This window comes from uncultured Roseobacter sp. (genome assembly GCF_947493125.1).
Classification (GTDB): Bacteria; Pseudomonadota; Alphaproteobacteria; order Rhodobacterales; family Rhodobacteraceae; genus Roseobacter.
The window spans coordinates 64,485-80,475 of record NZ_CANLQB010000007.1 but is presented as its reverse complement, the minus strand read 5'-3'; the positions used below and the strand labels follow the sequence as shown (position 1 = coordinate 80,475).

The following is a 15,991-nucleotide window of genomic DNA, read 5'->3' as shown; positions in this document are numbered from 1 at the left end:
TCCGATGGCGCATGCGATCACCTCGGGAAGCCCTGCCCGACTGGGTGCGCAATTTGATGGCGAAGGCGTGAACTTCGCGATCTTCTCGGCGCATGCCAGCAAGATCGAGCTGTGTCTTTTCAGCCCCGACGGCCATCGTGAAACCACGCGACTGGCGCTGCCGGAGCGGACTGGCGATATTTGGCACGGCTATGTCACGGGGCTCCAGCCCGGAACACTCTACGGGTACCGCGCCCATGGGGTTTACGCGCCCGAACGTGGGCATCGCTTCAATCCCAACAAGCTGTTGCTGGATCCCTATACCCGTGAACTTCGCGGCGCCTGGCGCAACGATCCTGCAACACTTGGGTATGATCGCAGCTCCAGCGCCGAAGATCTTTCGTTTGACTCGCGCGATTCCGCGCCGTTCGTGCCCAGATCCGTGATCTCCGATCCCGTCATCTTCGCCGCATGCGCCCGTCCGTCCGGCACACCCTGGGACGAGACGCTGATCTACGAGGCGCATGTCAAGGGGCTCACCCAGCGCCACCCTGATGTGGCCGAAGGACTGCGCGGCACATATGATGGCTTGGCCTCAGACGCGGTGATCGATCATCTGCACAGGATCGGCGTCACCGCTATTGAACTGATGCCCGTACATGCGCTGATCAATGATGGGTTTTTGCTTGAAAAAGGCCTCACAAACTACTGGGGCTACAACACAATTGGCTTCTTTGCGCCCGAGCCACGATATTTCGGCCCGGCCGGTTTTGCCGGGTTCCGTCAGATGGTGGAGCGGTTTCACGCCGCCGGTATCGAGGTGCTGCTCGACGTGGTCTACAACCATACCGCCGAGGGCGACCACCGCGGGCCGACGCTGTCGTTTCGCGGGTTGGACAATGCCTCGTATTATCGGCTGCTCAGTGGTCAACCGCGTTATTATGTGAATGACACGGGCACCGGCAATACCGTCAATGTCTCGCATCCGCATGTGCTGCGTATGGTCATGGATTCGTTGCGGTTCTGGGTCGAATGCATGGGTGTCGATGGCTTCCGCTTTGATCTCGCCACCACGCTCGCACGCGAGGACCACGGCTTCGATGCCCATGGCGGCTTCCTTGACGCTCTGCGACAGGATCCGGTTCTGGCGGGAACCAAGCTGATCGCCGAGCCTTGGGATATCGGGCCCGGCGGGTATCGTCTCGGACAGTTTCCTCCCAAATTCGCCGAATGGAACGACGCCTACCGCGACACGGTCCGGCGGTTTTGGCGCGGCGATGTGCACAGTGCGCAGGAACTGGGTGCACGCCTCCTGGGGTCTGCCGGAGAGTTCGACCGTGGTGGCCGGCGCGCCTGGTCGTCCGTGAACTTCATCGCCGCGCATGACGGTTTCACGCTCGCCGACATCACCCGGTACAGCCGTCGCCATAATGAGGCCAACGGCGAGAGCAATCAGGATGGCCACCATGCCAATTACTCCGACAACTGCGGCGTGGAAGGCCCAACAACGGATCCGGAAATCGCCACGCGCCGCGTGCAACGCCAGCGCAACATGCTGGCCACGCTTTTTGTGTCGCAAGGCACGCCGATGCTGCTTTCCGGCGACGAGCTGGGCCAGTCCCAGAAGGGCAACAACAATGCCTACTGCCAGGATAATGAGCTGACCTGGCTCGACTGGCCGGAGGCCGATGTCGAGATGACAGCCTTCGTGGCGGAGCTTACAGCGCTCCGCAAACGCCACCCGGCGTTGCGTCAGTCGCGGTTCCTGCATGCGGCGCTGCGGCCCAAGGATGGCTTGCCCGATGTGGAGTGGTCGGATTTTGACGGCCATCCGCTGAACTGGCGCGATCCGGGGCTTTCGAGTTTTTGCGTCACCCTGCGGGGCTCCGCCGAAATCGCCACCCACCTGCAAAGTGACGATGTTGTCTTCGTGGTCTTCAATCGATCCGATGCCGCCGCGCAGGTGCGTTGTCCGCCAGCGCCTGCCGGTCGCGCTTGGGTCTGTGCGTTCGACAGCACGCTTGGAGAGGACGGACAAGCGGTGGTGTCGGCTGACGGGGTCACCGTCTCCGGGCCCTCTGTTGTCCTGCTCACGCTGACCGATGCGGCAGGGTCGGCATGAATTCGGACGCCGAGCTTGCAGATCTGGCCCGTCTCTGCGGTGTTTTTGATTCTTTCCGCGATCTGGACGGCGTGACACGTCCCACGGCACCCGAAACGCAGCGTGCTCTTCTGCGGGCGAATGGTCTCGATGTGGGCACCGCGTCGGAGGTGCGGGACACTCTGACGTGCCTGTGTGCCGAAGCGAAGGCGCGGATTGTTCCCGAGGACGCGGTGATGGACAGCGGGTCTCCGGCATCGCTGTCGTGCAAGGGAGAGGTGGCGTGGCACGTGCTGCGGGAGGGCTCCGATGACGTCCTCGCCGAGGGCACCGCGCAAGACCGGATTGATCTTCCCGCTCTGCCCACGGGCCTGCATCACCTGCACGCTCGCCACGGCCGGAGCCGTGCGGTCTGCAGAGTGATCGTCGCCCCCACCCGCGCGCCATCCTTGCAGGACGTGGCACATGTGCGGACCGCATGGGGCGCGGTGGCGGCGCTCTACGGTCTGAAATCGGATCGCAACGGCGGGCTTGGCGATTTCGAGGACCTCGCCCGGCTTGCAGAGATATTCGGGCCGCTCGGGGCCGGGTTTGTGGGCTTGAACCCGGTGCACGCCCTCGGCTGGGCCGCGCAGGACGTGATCAGCCCCTATTCACCGAGCCACCGCGGTTTCCTGAACACCAACCACATCGCACTTGATAAGGTGGCTGGGGCTGTGCCGTCAGGCCCGTCCAGCAAAGACGATTTCATCGACTACGCGGCGCATGCCCGACATCACCGCACGGCGCTGCACGCGGCCTATGATCACTTTCAGTCCAACGCGACCGCATCCGAGCGCGCCTCCCTGAAGAGGTTCTACGAGACTGCAGGCACCGCGTTGCAGGATTTCGCGCGGTTCGAATGCCTGAGCACGGAGCATGGGCCGGATTGCCGCCACTGGCCCGACGGGGTGCGCACTGCGGACAGAGCGCGGGCTCTCGACTTGCCAGACGCGGCGGGATTTCACATCTGGCTGCAATGGGTGGCGGACCGGCAACTCGAAGCCGCCCACGCACGCGCGCAAGAGGGCGGTCTTGCCCTTGGCCTCTACCTCGACCTTGCGGTCGGCGCCCGGCTGGACGGCGCAGAGGCCTGGTGCGCATCCACGGCCATGGCGCATGGCGTCTCGCTCGGTGCGCCGCCTGACCACCTCAGCCCCGCGGGACAGAACTGGCAGCTTGCAGCCTATGCACCTCGGGCTCTCGCTGAACAGGACTATGCGCCTCTGCGCCAGATCCTGAGGCAGGCGATGCGCCACTGTGGCCTGTTGCGCATCGACCACGCGCTGGGGCTCAACCGCAGCTATTGGATCCCGGAGGACGGCAGCCCCGGCGGCTATATCCGTCAGCCGTTCGAGGCACTCATGGCCATCATCGCGATCGAGGCTCACCGCGCCGGTACGCTGATTGTCGGAGAAGATCTCGGCCTCGTACCTGAGGGCTTTCGCGACACGATGGCCGCAAAGGGCTTTTACGGCTATACGGTGCTCCAATATGAAAAGACCGCTGCCGGAAAGTTTCGCGACGCAAAGGACCTGCGCCCGCAGTCTCTGGCCTGTTTCGCCACCCACGACACCCCAACGGTCGCGGGCTTCTGGGCCGGGCGCGACATCGACTGCTGGCACAAGCTCGGCTGGATCGACGCGAACGGTCGCAAGCGGGCACAGCGCCAGAGGGATGCCGAAAAGGCTGACCTTCTGGGTGTTCCGACCGCCGAGTTCGCCGGGCGGAGCGCCACCGATCTGCGCGATACGGTGCACCGCAGACTGGCCGATGCGCCCACGGCTTTGGCAGCGGTGCAACTCGACGACCTGCTGGATGTCGAAGACACCCAGAACCTGCCCGGCACCGTGGATGAGCACCCAAATTGGCGCCGCCGGAGCCCGGTCGCGCTCGAGGATCTGGCGACCCAGCCCGGGGTTGCGCAGATCGCAGAGACCATGGCCGCCGCGGGGCGCAGCGGACCACCGACGAGACAGAGTTGAAAGGAGCGTTTATGACCGTTCAAACCGTGTCCAAAGGACCATTCGAGGGGCAAAAGCCCGGAACTTCGGGTCTGCGCAAGAAGACACGCGTCTTCATGGAACCGGGGTATCTGGAGTGTTTCGTTCAGGCCACCTTCACGGCCATCGGCGGGGCAAAGGGCAAGACCTTCGTGCTCGGCGGCGATGGCCGGTTCTTCAACCGCGCGGCGATCCAGACAATGTTGCGGATGGCCGCCGCCAATGGGGCGGCGAAGGCCATTGTCGGGCAGGGGGGGCTGCTCTCCACGCCCGCGGTCTCCAACCTCATCCGCCAACGCAAGACCGATGGTGGCTTTGTGCTGTCGGCCAGCCATAACCCGGGCGGGATCGACGCGGATTTCGGTGTGAAGTACAATGTCGGCAACGGCGGCCCCGCACCCGAACACATCACCCAGGCGATGTTCGAGGAAACGCAACGCATCACCGAATACCAGACCATCGACGCGCCCGATCTGGATCTGTCCATCTGCGGGACGACACAGCTTGGCAGCATGGAGGTCGAGATCGTCGATCCTGTGTCCGACTATCAGGCGCTGATGCAAAAGCTCTTCGACTTTGATAAAATCAAGGCGCTCTTCGCCAATGGCTTCACCATGCGGTTCGATGCAATGCACGCGGTGACCGGCCCCTACGCCAAGGCCATCCTCGAAGACGCTCTCGGCGCGCCGGACGGCACCGTGATCAACGCCGTTCCATCCGAAGACTTCGGCGGCGGTCATCCCGACCCGAACCCGGTCTGGGCCAAGACGCTGATGGACGAGATGATGTCTGACAGCGCCCCGGATTTCGGGGCCGCCTCGGACGGCGACGGGGATCGCAACATGATCGTCGGACGCGGGATCTACGTGACCCCGTCCGACAGTCTCGCAGTTCTGGCCGCCAATGCCCAACTCGCACCGGGCTATTCCGCTGGCCTAGCGGGTGTCGCCCGGTCGATGCCAACCAGCGGGGCCAGCGACAAGGTGGCGGAGCGGCTGGGCCTTGCCTCCTTCGAAACGCCGACCGGGTGGAAATTCTTCGGCAACCTGCTCGATGCGGGCAAGGTCACCCTCTGCGGCGAGGAGAGCGCGGGCACCGGCTCTGATCATGTCCGCGAGAAAGACGGTCTCTGGGCGGTCTTGCTCTGGCTCAACGTGCTGGCCGAACGGGGCCAGTCCGTGGCCGAGATCCTAGTTGATCACTGGGCGACCTACGGGCGCAACTACTACTCGCGCCATGACTATGAGGCCGTGCCGGCTGATGCGGCCAACGCGCTCATGCAAGGGTTGCGGGACAAGCTTGCCAAGCTGCCCGGGCAGACCCATGCGGGCGTACAGATCACGGCAGCGGACGAGTTTTCCTATCACGACCCCGTCGATGGCTCTGTCAGCCACAATCAGGGCCTGCGGATCTGGTTCGCGGGGGAGGGCCGCGCGGTGCTGCGGCTGTCCGGCACAGGCACCGAAGGGGCGACCTTGCGGGTCTATCTGGAGCAGTACGCAGGGCCCGATGCCGCACATGACCTCACCCCAGATGCCGCTCTGCAGGCGGTGCGAGACGCGGTGGTCGAGATCACCGAGATGCAGGCCCTGATCGGTCGGACCGAGCCAGATGTGAAGACCTGATGGCCCGCGCGCCCTTGCGGTGCGATAGGGTCGCTGTCATGTCTAAGGTTGTTCAACGTGGTCAAAGGTGCGCTTGTGAGGATGAGGGGAGTTGCGGCCATCGCCGCTGTGATGATCGGCACGGCGGCTGCCGCCGAACTGCCCGAACCCTTGCGCGATGCGGATTACCTGCCCCTCGATCCGGCTCAGATCCGGCTTGGGCAGTTGCTCTTTTATGATCCGATCCTCTCGGGGAATCGCAACATTTCATGCGCCACCTGCCACCACCCGAAATTCGCAACGGGGGACGGCGTGGCGCTTTCCTTGGGCGAGGGAGGTGTCGGCCTCGGCCCCGAGCGGCGGGCCTCTCCGGACAATACGCCGGAACAACGTATCCCGCGCAACGCGCCGGCTCTCTTCAATCTCGGTGCGCGTGAGTTCACCGTCATGTTTCATGACGGCCGCATCGAAGTCGATCCGACCAAACCGGGCGGTCTCCGTACCCCCATGGGCGCGGACATGAACAAAGGCTTCGCCAATCTGCTGTCTGCGCAGACGATGTTCCCGGTGCTCAGCCCCGATGAGATGGCCGGGCACTACAGTGAGAACGACGTGAGCCAGGCCGTCCGGCAGGGCCGCATCACCGGTGAGGGCGGGGCGTGGGATCTGCTCAGCAGGCGGGTGGCCGAGACGCCCGGCTATGCACCGTTCATCTCCGCAGCCTTCCCGGACAGCGATGGCCTGACCTTCACGGACATCTCCGACGCCATTGCCGCGTTTGTCGCCTTTGAATGGCGGTCCGACAGCAGCCTTTTCGATGCCTATCTGCGCGGTCAGCGGCCGCTGCCAGCCGAAGCCGAAATCGGCCGCGCGCTGTTTTATGGGGCCGCGAGCTGTAGCGACTGTCATGCGGGCGCTTTCCAGACCGACCACAGTTTTCATGCGACGGGCGTTCCACAGTTCGGTCCCGGCAAGGCGGCCCGCTTTGAAAGCCATGCCCGCGATCTGGGGCGCATGCGGGTCACGGGAGACGCGGCGGATGCCTATGCGTTCCGCACACCGTCGCTCCGCAATGTCACGCAAACCGGACCCTATGGCCACACGGGCAGCCACGCCGATCTGGCGGCCTTCCTCGCCGACCACAGTGATCCCAAGGCGGCCTTCGCGCGGTTCGACCCCGCATTGATCGACCTGCCGGATCTGCCGGGCGCCGATGATTGGCGGCATCTCGAAGATCCGGCGGAGCAGGCTGCGCTGAGTTCCGCCATCACCCTAGAGCCGCGCGCCCTGAGCGCTTCGGACATCGCGGCACTTGTGGCTTTCCTGGAGACGTTGGAGGATCCCGAGGCGTTGGCGGGCCGGCTGGGCATCCCTGACGCTGTGCCCAGCGGTCTGCCCATCGACCGCTAGCGGCGAAGTATCAGCCGCTGATCTGCTGCAACATCCGACCGTGTGGTGACCGTCCCGTCCGGCCAGGTGACCCGCAGCTGGGCCACTCCAGCCTCTCCCAGACCGAAGTGCAGCGGGCCCGCTTGATCACCCGCATGGCCGCCGCCCAAGGTGATCTCCTGCACTTGAGACAGGTCCCCCGCCGTGACCTCGACAAGGGCGCCGATCGCCCGGGTGTTTGGGCCCTCCATCCGAAGCTCGACTGCCAGCCAGTGCCCCGTGGCTGGTGTGACGTTCCGGTAGAGTTCCATCGCGGCGCGACGGTTCACCACCACCAGATCCAGACGCCCGTCTCCGTCTAGGTCGGCCAGCGCTGCACCGCGCGACCGATCCACCGTGGCCACGCCTGCCGCCACGGATCGCTCAGCGAAGCTCCCATCGAGCTGCTGGATCAGCAGCGTGTTGGGGTCCTCCATTGCGAGACCTGGCATCTGGTCCACGTTGCCCTTCGCAATGAAGAGATCGGGCCGCGCATCGTTGTTCACATCTCCAAACTCCGCGTGCCAGCCCGTCGAAGGGCGCCCGTCGTCCCCCGAATGCGGGCGCTGCGCATAGGTGCCCAAGGAATACGGGGCAGGGCTGTAACGCCCATGCGCCTCCGCGATCTGCAGCAGCTGGTCCCCCATGGAGGTCAGCATCACCTCCGAACGGCCATCGCCGGTGATGTCGCGGCTGGCGATCCCCATGCCCCAGAGCTGCACGGTCTCCCAGCCATCCTCGGGGCCGAGAAACCGCCGCTCCGTCAGATCGTACATTTGCTCGCTGCCCGCGCGGACATAGTAGTGCCGGTCATTCGACAGGCGCAGCCGGGTCTGACCGGTGGCATCGCGCGCGAAGAGGATCGACAGCGCGCAGAACCCCGGTGACAGGCGCTCCGCCAAGAAGCGCGAGCCATCCCAACGATGCAAGGTGTTGTCATCGCAAGCCTCGAAGGGGCCATCCGGGTCGTCGCGGTCCACATAGTTGCCAATGGCCAGAACCGGCCCCTCCGCCGTCCAGGTCGCCGAGAAAGACGTGGACCAGGCGTCGCCACCGTCGAACCCCAGCGCCGCATTGGCGGGCGCGAACCTGCAGGCTCCGTCGCCGCGCAAGATTTGGTTCTCGCCCACACGCAACAGCATCACATCGAGATACCCATCACCATCTGCATCCAGCGGATAGGCCCCGGTCACGCCGGTGAAGGCAGGCAGGGGGGCGGCCTCGAACATCATACTGCCCTGATTGACCATCAGCGCGGCAGGGCGCTCGCCACCAGCGGCCAGCAGGTCCGGCAGGGCATCGCCGTTGCAATCGAAGACCGCCACGCCTCCGCCTACGAAATGCTCCCACCCGCCAGTATAGCTGTGCTCCGGCAAGGTTGCGGAAAGATCCTCGAAGACCACCTCCGCCGTCGCCGTCTGCGCCAGAAGGCAGAGGACCAGCGCTCTCATCCACGCCCCTCCGCCATTGCATCGGCAATCTCCGACAGGGCCAGCGCCGCCGCCCCATGCGCCCACATCAGATCGCCCCAGGCATGGGTCTCCACCTGTTGCGGCGTGTCTACCCGGTTCAACGTCAACTCGTGCATCTCGCGCAGCACCTCATCGGCATAAAGATAGTCGTACTGCATCCGCTCCCCCGCCAGGATGATCAGCGGTGGATCAAAGAGGTTCACCACATTGGCCAGCCCCAGGGCCAGAAACCGGCCCGCACGCCGGAAGATCACGCGGGCCGCCTCGTTGCCCGCCTTGGCCTGTTCATAGAGCTGTTGCAGCATCACATCGGGCGCCGTGGTGTCGGTATTGGCAGGGTCCAGCGCGGTCGACGCCTCGCGCACCAGCGCGTAGTCGGCGATGTAGGCCTCCAGACAGCCGCGCTGGCCGCATTGGCACAGTGCGCCGTCCATCTGCACCTTGGTATGGCCGATCTCCATGCCCAGCGAGCCCGCACCGCGATAAAGCCTGTGGTTGATCACCAGCCCCATGCCGACGCCTTGTTCGATGGTGACCACGGCGAAATCCGCCATCGCGCGTCCCTTGCCGAACCACAGCTCGGCCAGCGTGACCAGATTTGCGTCATTGTCGACGGCAACGGGCACGCCAAAGGCGTCCTCGGCCAACCGCCGCAGGGGCTTGTCGGTATCGGTCAGCATGGGCGACCAGACCATCTGCCCGCTGGCGTGGTCGATCATGCCGGGCATGCCCAATCCGATGCAGGCCACATCCGCGCGCGCAAGCTCTGCCTCCGCCAGCAGCGCATCCAGCACCTGCCCGGTTTCCTGAAGGATCTGGGCCATCGACCGGCGGCGCGGCTGGCAGGCCAGGTTCGCCTGTGCCAGCGGGCGGCCCGCGGCATCGACCAGCAGCGCGGTATGCTGAGCGCGGGCCAGCTTGATCCCGACGAAATAGCCCGCGTCCGGTTGCACGGACAGCGCCACGGGGGGGCGGCCCCGGGCACTGCTGCGCGTGGTGTCGTTGCTTTCGCGCAGCAGACCAAGGTCCAATAACTCACCCACAAGCGCTGTAATGGAAGCGGGGCTCACTTTCAGCTGCTTGGCCAGATCAATCCGCGAGATCTGTCCCGCCGAACGCACGCACTCAAAGACGCGGTACCGCAGCGAGTGCCCGGAGGCCTCTGCCTCGGGCCGAATCGGGCCGCATCCTGCGGGGCTGCCCCCCAAACTTCGCTGCGAAATCTCAAGATTCATTTATTCATCCCTCGAAAATATACGAGCATCACGGGAATGAATCCTGGCGAAATCCTCTGCGAAATCAGGTATTGCCCAGATTTTTGGCTCAAAACACATAAATTTATTTTGACAGCTGAATTAAAACAGTCAATCCTTTTGCGCATGCCAGTTCAAAAACTGGGCATGAACAGTCAACAGAACTGTCCTTTGGGAGGATATGATGAAGAAGAGAACATTCCTGGCTGCCGCAGTGTCGACAGCGCTGAGCTCGGTGGCCTTTGTGCCTGCGGCCTTCGCGGAAGGCCTGACCGTTGGCGTCAGCTGGTCCAACTTCCAGGAAGAGCGTTGGAAAACCGACGAGGCGGCCATCAAGGCAGCGCTGGATGCTGCGGGGGCGGAATATGTTTCAGCCGACGCGCAGAGTTCCTCGGCCAAGCAGCTGTCCGACGTGGAGAGCCTGATCGCGCAGGGCGTCGATGCTCTGATCATCCTTGCGCAGGACAGTGCGGCGATTGGCCCGGCGGTTCAGGCTGCCGCGGACGAAGGCATCCCGGTTGTGGGCTATGACCGTCTGATCGAAGATCCTCGCGCCTTTTACCTGACCTTCGACAACATCGAAGTGGGCCGGATGCAGGCGCGCGCGGTCTTTGATGCCCTGCCCGAAGGCAACTACGTCATGATCAAGGGCTCCCCCACCGACCCGAACGCAGACTTCCTCCGCGGCGGTCAGCAGGAAGTGCTGCAGGACGCCATTGATGCAGGAAAGATCAACATTGTGGCAGAGGCTTACACCGATGGCTGGCTGCCCGCGAACGCACAGCGCAACATGGAGCAGATCCTGACCGCCAATGACAACAACGTCGACGCGGTTGTGGCCTCCAACGACGGCACCGCCGGTGGTGTGGTTGCGGCTCTGGCAGCGCAAGGCATGGAGGGCATCCCTGTCTCCGGTCAGGACGGTGACCATGCGGCGCTGAACCGCGTGGCTCTGGGCACGCAGACCGTTTCTGTCTGGAAAGACGCGCGGGACCTCGGCAAGGCAGCTGCTGAAATCGCGGTGGCTCTCGCAGGCGGCACCGCCATGGCAGATGTGGCAGACGCGCAGGAATGGACATCGCCCGGCGGCACGACCATGACCGCGCGCTTCCTGACACCGGTTCCGATCACAGCGGACAACCTGTCGACCGTGGTGGATGCAGGCTGGATCGAGAAAGACGCGCTCTGCCAGGGTGTGTCGAACGGCCCGGCGCCCTGTAACTGACTTCTTTCACATGAAAGCGGCCTCCCGGTGTGTCCGGGGGGCCATCCGCCAGAGGCGCCTTGGCGCACCTTTCCCCTTGTCGTTGTGCAGGAGCAGTTTCCATGACTGACGTGTCCGCCCCGCAGACCAAGAAACGCACAGCCTTTCAGGCGCTGGAGCTCGACACCCGTTTGCTGGGCATGATCGGCGCGTTTCTGCTCATCTGTATTGTCTTCAACGTGATGACCGACGGGCGTTTTCTGACCCCCCGCAACATCTTCAACCTGACGATCCAGACAGTGAGCGTGGCGATCATGGCCACCGGCATGGTGTTTGTGATTGTCACCCGTCATATCGATCTGGCCGTGGGTGCGTTGCTGGCAACCTGTTCGGCCTTCATGGCCATGCTGCAGGCACGCTACCTGCCGGACCTCTTCGGCCTGGGTCTCGGGCACTCGATGATCCCCTGGATCGCCATTGCCGCCGGGCTGCTGCTGGGCACGCTGATCGGCGCCTTTCAGGGCTGGCTGGTGGGCTATCTGACCATTCCGGCCTTCATCGTGACACTGGGTGGTCTGCTCGTCTGGCGCAATGTCGCCTGGTATCAGACCAGTGGCCAGACCATCGGCCCGCTCGACCCGACTTTCATGAGGTTTGGCGGCATCAATGGCACGCTGGGCGAAACCTGGAGCTGGGTGCTCGGCCTCGCGGCCGTTGCCTGGGCAATTTATGCCATGTGGTCGGCCCGCCGCGCCAAGCTGGCGCATGATTTCCCGGTGAAGCCCGTCTGGGCCGAGGTCACCATCGGCGGCATCATCACCGCAGGCATCCTCGGGTTCATCGGCATCCTGAACGCCTATGAGATCCCGTCGCGCCGGTTGGAGCGGATGTTCGAGGCGCGGGGCGAGGTCATGCCCGAAGGCTTCACCGCTGCCTACGGGCTGCCCATCTCCGTGCTGCTGCTCATCGCGGTGGCGGTGGTGATGACGCTCGTCGCTCAGCGCACGCGTCTGGGGCGCTATATCTTCGCCACCGGCGGCAACCCCGATGCGGCAGAGCTGTCGGGCATCAATACGCGCATGCTGACTGTGAAGGTCTTTGCCATCATGGGCGCGCTCTGTGCGCTGTCGGCGGTGGTGGCCTCGGCCCGGCTGACCAACCACTCCAACGACATCGGCACGCTGGACGAGCTGCGCGTGATCGCGGCTGCCGTGATTGGCGGCACAGCGCTGGCCGGCGGCATCGGCACCATCTATGGCGCCATCCTTGGCGCATTGATCATGCAATCGCTGCAATCGGGCATGGCCATGGTCGGCGTGGACGCGCCCTTGCAGAACATCGTGGTGGGCACCGTGCTGGTGGCCGCTGTCCTGATCGACACGATCTACCGTAAAAAGACAGGAGGCCGCTGATGACACCTCTTTGCGAAATGCGCGACATCTCGATCGCCTTCGGCGGCGTGCGGGCGGTGGATGGGGTCTCCATCCACGTGAACCCCGGTGAGGTTGTGGGGTTGCTGGGCCACAATGGCGCCGGGAAATCCACGCTGATCAAGATCCTCTCGGGCGCCTACAAGGCCGACAGCGGCGAGATCTATGTAGAAGGGCAGAGGGTCACCATCACCAGTCCGCGCGACGCGCGGCGCTACAACATCGAGACGATCTACCAGACCCTTGCCCTGGCCGACAATCTGGATGCGGCGTCGAACCTTTTTCTCGGGCGGGAGCTGACCAACTGGATGGGCTTTGTCGACGATGACCGGATGGAGGCGGAGACACGCAAGATCATGGCGCGGCTCAACCCCAACTTCCGCAAGATCAAGGAGCCGGTGAGCGCGCTCTCGGGCGGTCAACGCCAGTCGGTCGCCATTGCCCGCGCGGTCTATTTCAACGCCAAGATCCTGATCATGGACGAGCCGACAGCGGCCTTGGGTGTGCATGAAACCCAGATGGTCGCTGATCTCATTCAGGAGCTGAAGAAACAGGGCCTCGGCATCTTCCTGATCAGCCATGACACCCGTGAGATGCTGGAGCTGTGCGACCGTGTGTCCGTCATGAAAAACGGGCGGCTCATCGGCACCGAGCGCGTGGAAGACGTGACCGAGGATGATATCCTCAGCATGATCATCATGGGCAAGAAACCGGATCAGGCGGCTTAAGCGATGTATCTGGGCCTCGATCTTGGGACCTCGGGCCTCAAGGCTGTTCTGATCGACGACAATCAGGCGCTGGTAGCGGAGGCAACTGCGCCTCTGACGATGCAGCGGCCTCACAGCGGCTGGTCGGAGCAGAACCCGGCGGATTGGCTGGCCGCAACCGAGGATGCGATGACCGCTCTGGCCGAGCAGCACCCGCTGGACGCCGTGCGCGGTATTGGCCTCAGCGGGCAGATGCACGGGGCGACCTTGCTCGACGCGGCGGGTGATGTGCTGCGGCCCTGCATGCTGTGGAACGACACGCGCAGCCACGCGGAGGCCGCCGCCTTCGACGCCGACCCGCAGTGGCGCGCGATCACCGGCAACATCGTCTTTCCGGGATTCACCGCGCCGAAGGTCGACTGGGTCCGCGTGAACGAACCCGAGATCTGGGAGAAGACCGCCAAGATCCTGCTGCCAAAGGATTATCTGCGGCTTTGGCTCACGGGTGAGGCTGTCTCCGAGATGTCGGATGCTGCGGGCACCAGTTGGCTCGACACCGGCGCGCGCGACTGGTCGGACGCGCTGCTCGGCGCCTCAGGCCTGACCCGCACCCACATGCCGCGCCTCGTGGAAGGCGCCGCGCCCTCGGGCCAGCTGCGCGATGCGCTCGCGGATCGTTGGGGCCTGCCCAAGGACGTTGTGGTGGCCGGTGGAGCCGGGGACAATGCCGCCTCCGCCGTGGGTATGGGGGTTGTAAAACCGGGCCAGGCCTTCCTGTCGCTCGGCACCTCCGGCGTGCTCTTTGCCGCCAGCGCCGCCTATCAGCCGGACGCGCCCTCCGCCGTGCACACCTTCTGCCACGCGCTGCCTGATACTTGGCACCAGATGGGCGTGATCCTCGCCTGCACCGATGCGCTGAACTGGTACGCAAGCCTCGTGCAATCGGATGCAGGCAGCCTGACGGCAGGTCTCGGGCCGCTACAAGCGCCGGGTGAGACGCTGTTCCTGCCTTACTTGGGTGGCGAGCGCACCCCGCACAATGATGCGGCGGCGCGCGGCGCTTTTCTGGGTCTTGGCCACGCCACAGATCGCATTGCCGGGACACGTGCGGTGCTGGAAGGGGTCAGCTTTGCCTTCCGCGACAGTCTGGATGCGCTGCGCAGTACGGGGACGCAGATCGATACGCTGGTCGCCGTGGGCGGCGGCAGCAAATCCGACTACTGGCTTCAGGCCCTCGCGACGCTGCTTGAGATGCCCATCGACCTGCCTGAGGCGGGCGATTTCGGCGGCGCCTTTGGCGCGGCCCGGCTGGGCCAGATGGCTGCAACTGGCGCCGGCGCCGAGATCGCCACACCGCCTGCCACGGCCCGCACCATCGAGCCGGACACCACACTCACATCCGCGTTCCTCGACAAACACGCGCAATACCGGGCCGTCTACGCGGCCCTCAAGGAGACCCTATGACCGACTTCTTCGCTGGCATCTCGCCCGTCACCTACACTCCCGACGCGCCTGCGGATGACCTGGCCTACCGCAACTACAACGCCGACGAGGTGGTCGCGGGCAAGCGCATGGAAGACCATCTGCGCTTCGCCGTGGCTTGGTGGCACAGCTTTGCCTGGCCCGGCGGTGACCCCTTCGGCGGGCAAACGTTCGAGCGCCCGTGGTTCGGCGACACAATGGATCTGGCGCGGCTCAAGGCCGATGTGGCCTTCGAGATGTTCGCCATTCTTGGCCAGCCCTTCTATTGCTGGCACGATGCTGACATCCGCCCCGAGGGCGCGACATTTGCCGAGAGCAAGCGCAATTTTGAGGAGATCATCGACTATATTGGTGAGAAGATGCAGGGCCAGGGCACCAAGCTGCTCTGGGGCACCGCGAACCTCTTCTCGCACCGTCGCTTCATGTCCGGGGCGGCCACCAACCCCGACCCGGAGGTCTTTGCCTGGTCTGCCGCCACGGTGAAGAACTGCATCGACGCCACGCACAAGCTCGGCGGTGAAAACTACGTGCTCTGGGGCGGGCGCGAGGGCTATGAGACGCTGCTCAACACCGACCTGAAACGCGAGCGCGCGCAGGCGGGGCGCTTTTTGCAGATGGTGGTCGACTACAAGCACAAGATCGGCTTCAAGGGCGCGATCCTGATCGAGCCCAAGCCGCAGGAGCCAACCAAGCATCAATACGACTACGACGTCGCGACAGTCTATAGCTTCCTCAAGGAGTTCGGGCTAGAGACGGAGGTGCAAATGAATATCGAACAGGGTCATGCGATCCTCGCCGGCCACAGCTTCGAGCACGAGCTGGCCATGGCCTCCGCTCTCGGCATTTTCGGCTCCATCGACATGAACCGCAACGACTACCAATCCGGCTGGGACACCGACCAGTTCCCCAACAACGTGCCCGAGGTGGCGCTGGCCTACTACGAAGTGCTCAAGGCGGGCGGATTCACCACCGGCGGCACCAACTTCGATGCCAAACTGCGCCGCCAGAGCCTCGACCCCAAAGACCTGATCGCTGCGCATGTAGGCGCGATGGACATCTGCGCCCGTGGCCTCAAAGCTGCAGCCGCCATGCTCGAAGATGGCGGCCTTGAAGCGGCGCGTGATGCCCGCTATGCGGGATGGGATGCGGCGCAGGGGCACTCCTGGCTGACCTCCGCGACGCTGGATCAGATCGAGGCGCAGGTCGCAGGCGGCGGCATTGACCCGCAGCCGCGCTCCGGTCAGCAGGAGATCCTGGAGAATTACGTCAGCCGATTTGTCTGAGGACAC

11 protein-coding genes are annotated in these 15,991 nt (G+C 64.4%); 9 read left to right on the top strand and 2 right to left on the bottom strand.

All coding sequences use genetic code 11. From position 1 onward, the window contains the following. Positions 1-4: 4 nt before the first annotated feature. The 4 genes from glgX (at position 5) to Q1A71_RS15830 (ending at position 7,136) form a co-directional block, all read left to right on the top strand. Entirely contained in the window at positions 5-2,101 is a 2,097-nt protein-coding gene (gene glgX, locus Q1A71_RS15845) for a glycogen debranching protein GlgX (protein ID WP_299678352.1), read from the top strand. Then, positions 2,098-4,104, top strand: a complete 2,007-nt coding sequence (gene malQ / locus Q1A71_RS15840; protein WP_299678349.1) for a 4-alpha-glucanotransferase — start codon at positions 2,098-2,100, stop codon at positions 4,102-4,104. Before glgX ends, malQ begins: the two co-directional genes overlap by 4 nt. Positions 4,105-4,115: 11 nt before the next feature. Then, positions 4,116-5,747, top strand: a complete 1,632-nt coding sequence (locus Q1A71_RS15835; protein ID WP_299678346.1) for an alpha-D-glucose phosphate-specific phosphoglucomutase — start codon at positions 4,116-4,118, stop codon at positions 5,745-5,747. A gap of 81 nt (positions 5,748-5,828) precedes the next feature. Next, positions 5,829-7,136 carry a cytochrome c peroxidase gene (locus Q1A71_RS15830; protein ID WP_299678343.1) on the top strand — a complete coding sequence of 436 codons (1,308 nt, stop codon included), beginning with the start codon at positions 5,829-5,831 and terminating at the stop codon, positions 7,134-7,136. On the opposite strand, the gene Q1A71_RS15825 is transcribed toward Q1A71_RS15830, so the two are convergent. Next, a complete protein-coding gene (locus tag Q1A71_RS15825) occupies positions 7,133-8,605 on the bottom strand; it encodes a CRTAC1 family protein (protein WP_299678340.1) in 1,473 nt (490 codons plus the stop codon). The two genes, Q1A71_RS15830 and Q1A71_RS15825, sit on opposite strands and share 4 nt — an antisense overlap. Then, positions 8,602-9,861 (bottom strand): ROK family transcriptional regulator, encoded by a 1,260-nt coding sequence (locus Q1A71_RS15820; RefSeq protein WP_299678337.1) that lies wholly within the window; start codon positions 9,859-9,861, stop codon positions 8,602-8,604. Before Q1A71_RS15820 ends, Q1A71_RS15825 begins: the two co-directional genes overlap by 4 nt. A gap of 202 nt (positions 9,862-10,063) precedes the next feature. Here Q1A71_RS15820 and xylF point away from each other — a divergent pair, with 202 nt between their 5' ends. The 5 genes from xylF to xylA all read left to right on the top strand — a co-directional run bounded on the left by xylF (position 10,064) and on the right by xylA (position 15,985). Beyond that, positions 10,064-11,104, top strand: a complete 1,041-nt coding sequence (xylF, locus tag Q1A71_RS15815) for a D-xylose ABC transporter substrate-binding protein (RefSeq protein WP_299678334.1) — start codon at positions 10,064-10,066, stop codon at positions 11,102-11,104. Between the two features lie 101 nt (positions 11,105-11,205). Continuing rightward, a complete protein-coding gene (locus Q1A71_RS15810; RefSeq protein ID WP_299678331.1) occupies positions 11,206-12,495 on the top strand; it encodes a sugar ABC transporter permease in 1,290 nt (429 codons plus the stop codon). Continuing rightward, positions 12,495-13,241 (top strand): ATP-binding cassette domain-containing protein, encoded by a 747-nt coding sequence (locus tag Q1A71_RS15805; protein ID WP_299678328.1) that lies wholly within the window; start codon positions 12,495-12,497, stop codon positions 13,239-13,241. Before Q1A71_RS15810 ends, Q1A71_RS15805 begins: the two co-directional genes overlap by 1 nt. A gap of 3 nt (positions 13,242-13,244) precedes the next feature. Beyond that, on the top strand, positions 13,245-14,684 hold the full coding sequence (xylB, locus tag Q1A71_RS15800; protein WP_299678325.1) for a xylulokinase: 1,440 nt from the start codon (positions 13,245-13,247) through the stop codon (positions 14,682-14,684). Continuing rightward, positions 14,681-15,985, top strand: a complete 1,305-nt coding sequence (xylA, locus tag Q1A71_RS15795; RefSeq protein WP_299678322.1) for a xylose isomerase — start codon at positions 14,681-14,683, stop codon at positions 15,983-15,985. Before xylB ends, xylA begins: the two co-directional genes overlap by 4 nt. Positions 15,986-15,991 lie beyond the last annotated feature (6 nt).

Coding starts and splice junctions, on each gene's coding strand:
- Q1A71_RS15825 (WP_299678340.1), bottom strand. CDS start 8,605: ATGAGAGCGCTGGTCCTCTGCCTTCTGGCGCAGACGGCGACGGCGGAG.
- Q1A71_RS15805 (WP_299678328.1), top strand. CDS start 12,495: ATGACACCTCTTTGCGAAATGCGCGACATCTCGATCGCCTTCGGCGGC.
- Q1A71_RS15810 (WP_299678331.1), top strand. CDS start 11,206: ATGACTGACGTGTCCGCCCCGCAGACCAAGAAACGCACAGCCTTTCAG.
- xylA (WP_299678322.1), top strand. CDS start 14,681: ATGACCGACTTCTTCGCTGGCATCTCGCCCGTCACCTACACTCCCGAC.
- xylB (WP_299678325.1), top strand. CDS start 13,245: ATGTATCTGGGCCTCGATCTTGGGACCTCGGGCCTCAAGGCTGTTCTG.
- xylF (WP_299678334.1), top strand. CDS start 10,064: ATGAAGAAGAGAACATTCCTGGCTGCCGCAGTGTCGACAGCGCTGAGC.
- Q1A71_RS15835 (WP_299678346.1), top strand. CDS start 4,116: ATGACCGTTCAAACCGTGTCCAAAGGACCATTCGAGGGGCAAAAGCCC.
- malQ (WP_299678349.1), top strand. CDS start 2,098: ATGAATTCGGACGCCGAGCTTGCAGATCTGGCCCGTCTCTGCGGTGTT.
- glgX (WP_299678352.1), top strand. CDS start 5: ATGGCGCATGCGATCACCTCGGGAAGCCCTGCCCGACTGGGTGCGCAA.
- Q1A71_RS15820 (WP_299678337.1), bottom strand. CDS start 9,861: ATGAATCTTGAGATTTCGCAGCGAAGTTTGGGGGGCAGCCCCGCAGGA.
- Q1A71_RS15830 (WP_299678343.1), top strand. CDS start 5,829: ATGAGGGGAGTTGCGGCCATCGCCGCTGTGATGATCGGCACGGCGGCT.